We start from the raw sequence: 5,517 nt of genomic DNA, 5'->3' as shown, positions 1-5,517 counted from the left end.
TGCTATCCAAATACAGACCAAATGATAAATCAAAAATTATTTAGGACAGCATTGACATAGACTTAGTTATAGTCCTTATTTTTAGTATATTTAACTTAGAAAATTTGTTATTATTAAAAATTTAAAAATGTTTGTATTAACCGATTTGGAAATGATCCTTCTTTTGAAAAAGTTTGTTTATTATTCATTCTTCTTCCATAAAGGAAGGAGAAATTGTTGAGAAATTTGGATTGAATCTCATGAATTTAGGAGTTTAAATTTTATTTACCGGTCAATTTACCTCATTTTTTGTACCCTTTTCTTAAAGCTGAAGATAAAAAGGTTAACCGCTATACCCAAATGGTTGAAATTATGTATGGTTACTATTTTTATGTAATTTTTAGATTGATTTTAAAGTAAATTATGTTTACTTTAATTTTTAATTGGTTTTTTCTGGTTTTGAGGAAGATAGGATCTAATTAATTTAGAAGTTCTTACTTTCGAGAGGTAATATTTGTATAAAACTTATTTTCCTACGGGGAATTTTTATGAAATGAAAAAGGTCAAACCTCTTTGGTACATTACTTTAAATGAAGCTTTCATTTATTCAGAACTTAATCTATGAAGGAAAAATTCACACGTCAAGAATTAGAAATTCAGCTAAGTGAATTAAAAAAGCAAAAGGAGGAGCTGAAATTACTTTCCAATGGATTTCATGATGGGGAAAATGAGCAATCTGAATTGTTTGATACTACAAATCTCCAGGATGAAATTGTAGTCCCTAACGCTTCTATTTTTAATAATATGGGCGATTCCGTTTTCGTGAAGGATGACCAAAGCAGATTACTATTGGTTAATGATGCCTTTTGCAAGCTATTTCAACTTTCCAGAAATGAAATTATTGGTAAAACCCTTGCTGAAAATGTTCCTATTGAAGAAAGGGAAAGCTTTTTAAAAATTGATAAGGCAGTAATTAACGAAGGCGTTGAAAATATAAATGAAGAAACGTTAACCATTAATAATACAACAAAAATCATTTCAACCAGAAAATCACGATTTATTGATTCAAATGGTAAAATCTATTTGGTAGGGGCTATCCGTGATATTACTGACAAGAAAAACGCAGAAAATGCATTGGTTGAAAATGAAAAGAAGTATAGAAAACTTAATGCTACCAAAGATAAATTATTATCGATCATTGCGCACGATTTAAGGAGTCCATTCAACAATATCATTGGTCTTTCAAGTTTGCTTCAAAAAAAATCAGATAGTTTTGAAGACAAGCAATCAGAAAAATACATCGACATTATTAATGCTACTGCAAGGGAGACCCTTGTTTTGTTGGACAATTTGCTCAATTGGGCAAAATCTCAAACCGGAGAACTCAATATCAAGTCGGAAAAGGTCACTTTATCTTCAACCATTGAACAAGTTATCTTACTTGAGAACAAACTAGCTGCCTCTAAAGAAATTAAATTGAATTTTAAATGTAAACACGACAGTGAAATATACACAGATCAAAATATTTTAAAAATTATACTTAGAAATTTGATATCAAACGCCATAAAGTTTACAAATACGGGTGGCAAAATTAATTTAGTGGCCGATCAAAAAGGGAACTTTGCAAAGGTTTCTATTGAAGATAATGGGGTTGGGATGTGTCAGAAAACAATAGATAACCTATTTGATGTTTATACTACCAAAACACTGCTAGGTACAGCTAACGAGGTAGGAACAGGCTTAGGTTTATCACTTAGTTATGAGTTTGTTAACAAATTGGGAGGGGAAATAAAGGTTTCAAGTGAAGTGGGAAAAGGAAGTATATTTACAGTTCTATTACCTCTTAAATTAGTAAGTGAATATAAAAAAGCCCATTAGTGGTTCGGTAAATTTTAGATCCAAAAGGCAAATGATTTTTGACAATGATAAAGAAAATAAAATAAAATGTCCATAACCAAGGAAGCCGAATTAATCGGTATGAAAAAAATCAGTGAGGTTGTAGGAACTACCCTCAAACTAATGAGAGCCTATGCCAAGGTGGGGATGTCTGCCAAGGAGTTGGATCAATATGGAGGAGAAATCTTAGAAAGTTTTGGGGCCAAATCTGCTCCTTATGAAACCTACAATTTTCCCGGGTATACCTGTATCAGTATCAACCATGAAATGGCACATGGACTTCCTTCAATAGATAAAATTTTAGTGGAAGGGGATTTAATTAATGTTGATGTATCTGCAGAATTAAATGGTTTTTGGGCAGATAATGGCGGCTCCTTTATTATCGGAGAAGATATTTACAATCACCAACCCTTAGTGAATGCTTCCAGCACAATTTTAAAAAAGGCCATTAATAGTATCAAGGGTGGAGTAAAAATTGCTGATTTAGGCCATTTAATTGAAAGTGAAGCTAAAAAAAGAGGTTTTAAGGTGATTAAAAACCTCGCAGGTCATGGTGTAGGAGCTAGTTTACACGAAGATCCGGAAGATATTCTTAATTATAGGGTAAAAAGTAACCGAAATCGATTCAAGAAAAATACTACAGTTGCCATTGAAACATTTATTTCTACCAAATCTACCTATGCCGTAGAATTAATGGATGGTTGGACATTGGTAGGTAACAAGGGAGGCTATGTAACCCAACACGAACATACAATCCTTATAACAGATGACCAACCTTTGGTGCTTACTGCGGAAAATAGCTTTTGGGAGTTTAATTCTCAAAAAAAATAGTTGTCGGTTGAGATTGAGTCTTTATCACCTTATAAGGCAATACCAATTTAATTTTCCCTGTATTATATAGATGATGATTTCTAAAATTAGGTTAACACTTCCTTTAATTTTCTTTTTATTGCTTTTTGCACAGCGATCAGAAGGTCAGGAAAACTTATTAAAAGGACTTCAATCCCCCATTGTATTTAAAGGTAACGATTCGGTAGCTTATAGAGATCCTGCCATTTTGTTTCATGAGAATGTTTTTTATTTGTTTTATACGCTGGTTAAAACAGAAGGGGGTTTAATCTATTCCTATACAGCGATGAGCAAATCAAGGGATTTGATTCACTGGAGCCCGGGCGAAATTATTACGCCTAAAGGACAGCATTTAAATTATTGCAGTCCGGGAAATGTGATACGTTTCAATGACGAATGGATTCTTAGCCTTCAAACCTATCCTAGACCGGGGCTAGGGGTAAAGGACCCTATCATGTATGGAACAGCTGAGGCTCGGGTTTATACTATGCGAAGCAAGGATTTGAAAAATTGGAGTGAACCTGAGCTGTTAAAAGTAAAAGGGCCTGATGTTGGTCAAGCAGATATGGGAAGGATGATCGATCCCTACCTGGTGGAAGATAAGAATGAAAAAGGAAAATGGTGGTGCTTTTATAAGCAAAATGGTGTGAGCATGTCTTATTCTTATGATTTAGAAAACTGGACTTACTGCTGCCATACAGCCTCCGGTGAAAATGTAACCGTACTCACTGAAGACAATGAATACCTGTTATTTCATTCTCCTGAAAACGGAATAGGGATCAAACGTTCTTCCAATTTAAAAGAATGGGAAGATTGGGGGGATTTGATTGTGTTGGGGCAAGACCAATGGCAATGGGCCAAAGGAAGAATTACTGCCGGAACGGTGGTTGACTTAAGGGATGATCCAATGTATGGAAAGTATTTGATGTTTTTCCATGGTTCTGGACCAAACACAGAGGAAGAAGGGGATTTTGATAAAAATGCCTCTATAGGAGTTGCTTGGAGTGATGATTTGAAAAACTGGGAATGGCCCGGAAAAGACCCAAAATAATTTCTAGCTCAAAATATATGGGTTAAGGATAGATTAACTAATTGAATAAATAAATGCAGGGATCAAGAAGGAAATTTTTCTCAAAAATGAGTTTAATGGGCATTGCAGGCCTAACATTACCCACTGTCCTTTCGGCAAGAAACAGCAAAAAAATGACTCAAAAAATAGTTAATGAGAAAGGTTTAACCATCCTTTTCCAAGGTGACTCTATCACTGATGGTGCCCGCACAAGAAACGAAGACTGGAACCATATTATGGGACATGGTTATGCATACCTGATCTCCAGCCGCCTGTGGTTTGACTACCCCAAAGAGAATTTAATGTTTTATAACAGAGGGATTAGTGGAAATAAAGTGAAAGACCTACTAGGTCGCTGGCAAAAAGATACCATTGACCTAAAACCTGATGTACTGAGCATTTTGATTGGCGTGAATGATGTGTCAAGAATTATTGCAAATGAATATACTATAGAAGAATGGCAGGAGAATTATAAAAACTTACTCAATAAAACAAATGAGCAACTTCCCAACACTGTTGTATTTTTGTGTGAACCTTTCTTATTAGTAGATGATTGGCCAAAAGAGAAAAAAAAGCAGTGGGAAGAGGTAATGAAAGTAATGCAAAAAATGGTTGGGCAGCTTGCCATAGATTATAATTGTGTTCACATAGGGTTACAGGAACCTTTTAATACTTCTCTCCAAAAAGCCCCTGCAAAATATTGGGTGTGGGATGGTGTACACCCCATGCCGGCCGGCCATGAATTAATTGCGCGAATTTGGATAAATGAAGCGAGTAAGCATTTGGGTTTTATAAAGAAGTAGCATTAGGAAATGTGGTTGTGGGACTTGGAGTGAATAGTAGGTAAAATAGATTTGGATTTTGGAGTACCTATGCTGTAGATGCCTATAGTTTGGGTTTAAGCTCAAATTTATTCATTTATTCAATGAAGGGAAGAGTTTATTTTGGCTATTTATTGTCGAATTTTCCCTTATGGAGTAATACTTTTATACCCAGGCAAACTAACCGGAAAACCAATGGAAACCTTTCAAAACTTAATCAAAACCAACTTATCTGGGAGAAGGGTTTTAGGCCTATTTATATTGACAAATGCTGTCTATATTTTCATGCTTACCATTACAATTCCGCAAACCATGGCATTTTCCGGAGGTATGGATTTGTTAGACATGATGCTTTTAATTGCTTATGTAACAAAAGTCCCTGAAAAAGGAGTCAAGATTTTGCACCTTTACAATATCAAACAGAGACAGGATTTTGTTTTGATAGGATAGGTATTAAAATTAATATATTCTGACCTATTTTGTTCATTAGTATAAATTCAAGTGAGATTATGCCTTTGGGCGCAATTTTTCGCAAGTCTAGGTTGTTATTAATTATAGGTATTTAAACTTGAGTTAAAATGGATTTTAAAAAGTTAATTAAAGAAAATAGAGGAACAATAGTAGACGTTAGAACCCCAGTTGAATTTAGTGGTGGCAATGCAGAGGGTTCAATTAACATCCCCTTACAAGAGCTTGAAATCAGAAAAGAGGAACTTAAATCAATGAAACAACCCTTAATATTATGTTGTGCAAGTGGGGGAAGAAGTGGACAAGCCACCCAATACTTAACAAATCAGGGAGTAGATTGTTACAATGGTGGGTCCTGGTTAGATGTTAATTATTATCAAACTCAAACGGCTTAAAATAATGTTAAATACCATCAAACAAATATTTGGTTTAGGA

General features: G+C 34.5%; 6 protein-coding genes. All 6 read left to right on the top strand.

The window, feature by feature from the left end; translation table 11 throughout:
- The first annotated feature begins 600 nt into the window (after positions 1-600).
- The 6 genes from AAC037_RS18795 (at position 601) to AAC037_RS18770 (ending at position 5,477) form a co-directional block, all read left to right on the top strand.
- Entirely contained in the window at positions 601-1,857 is a 1,257-nt protein-coding gene (locus AAC037_RS18795) for a PAS domain-containing sensor histidine kinase (RefSeq protein WP_339904751.1), read from the top strand.
- A 66-nt stretch (positions 1,858-1,923) separates the two neighbouring features.
- Positions 1,924-2,706 carry a type I methionyl aminopeptidase gene (gene map / locus AAC037_RS18790; protein WP_339904749.1) on the top strand — a complete coding sequence of 261 codons (783 nt, stop codon included), beginning with the start codon at positions 1,924-1,926 and terminating at the stop codon, positions 2,704-2,706.
- Between the two features lie 70 nt (positions 2,707-2,776).
- Positions 2,777-3,775 (top strand): hypothetical protein, encoded by a 999-nt coding sequence (locus AAC037_RS18785; RefSeq protein ID WP_339904747.1) that lies wholly within the window; start codon positions 2,777-2,779, stop codon positions 3,773-3,775.
- 152 nt (positions 3,776-3,927) lie between these two features.
- Complete coding sequence (locus tag AAC037_RS18780) at positions 3,928-4,596, top strand: SGNH/GDSL hydrolase family protein (RefSeq protein WP_339904745.1); 669 nt, start codon at positions 3,928-3,930, stop codon at positions 4,594-4,596.
- Between the two features lie 213 nt (positions 4,597-4,809).
- Positions 4,810-5,064 (top strand): hypothetical protein, encoded by a 255-nt coding sequence (locus AAC037_RS18775; RefSeq protein ID WP_339904743.1) that lies wholly within the window; start codon positions 4,810-4,812, stop codon positions 5,062-5,064.
- A 128-nt stretch (positions 5,065-5,192) separates the two neighbouring features.
- Positions 5,193-5,477 carry a rhodanese-like domain-containing protein gene (locus tag AAC037_RS18770; RefSeq protein WP_339904742.1) on the top strand — a complete coding sequence of 95 codons (285 nt, stop codon included), beginning with the start codon at positions 5,193-5,195 and terminating at the stop codon, positions 5,475-5,477.
- Positions 5,478-5,517: the final 40 nt, after the last annotated feature.

Origin of the sequence: uncultured Cyclobacterium sp. (genome assembly GCF_963976465.1) — a bacterium.
In the GTDB taxonomy this organism is placed as follows: Bacteria; Bacteroidota; Bacteroidia; order Cytophagales; family Cyclobacteriaceae; genus Cyclobacterium.
Note: the sequence above shows the minus strand (reverse complement) of the source record. Positions and strands in the feature narration are given on the sequence as shown.

Bases quoted from the DNA above. Each gene is read 5' to 3' on its own strand.
- AAC037_RS18785 (WP_339904747.1), top strand. From the start codon at position 2,777: ATGATGATTTCTAAAATTAGGTTAACACTTCCTTTAATTTTCTTTTTA.
- AAC037_RS18775 (WP_339904743.1), top strand. From the start codon at position 4,810: ATGGAAACCTTTCAAAACTTAATCAAAACCAACTTATCTGGGAGAAGG.
- AAC037_RS18795 (WP_339904751.1), top strand. From the start codon at position 601: ATGAAGGAAAAATTCACACGTCAAGAATTAGAAATTCAGCTAAGTGAA.
- AAC037_RS18770 (WP_339904742.1), top strand. From the start codon at position 5,193: ATGGATTTTAAAAAGTTAATTAAAGAAAATAGAGGAACAATAGTAGAC.
- AAC037_RS18780 (WP_339904745.1), top strand. From the start codon at position 3,928: ATGACTCAAAAAATAGTTAATGAGAAAGGTTTAACCATCCTTTTCCAA.
- map (WP_339904749.1), top strand. From the start codon at position 1,924: ATGTCCATAACCAAGGAAGCCGAATTAATCGGTATGAAAAAAATCAGT.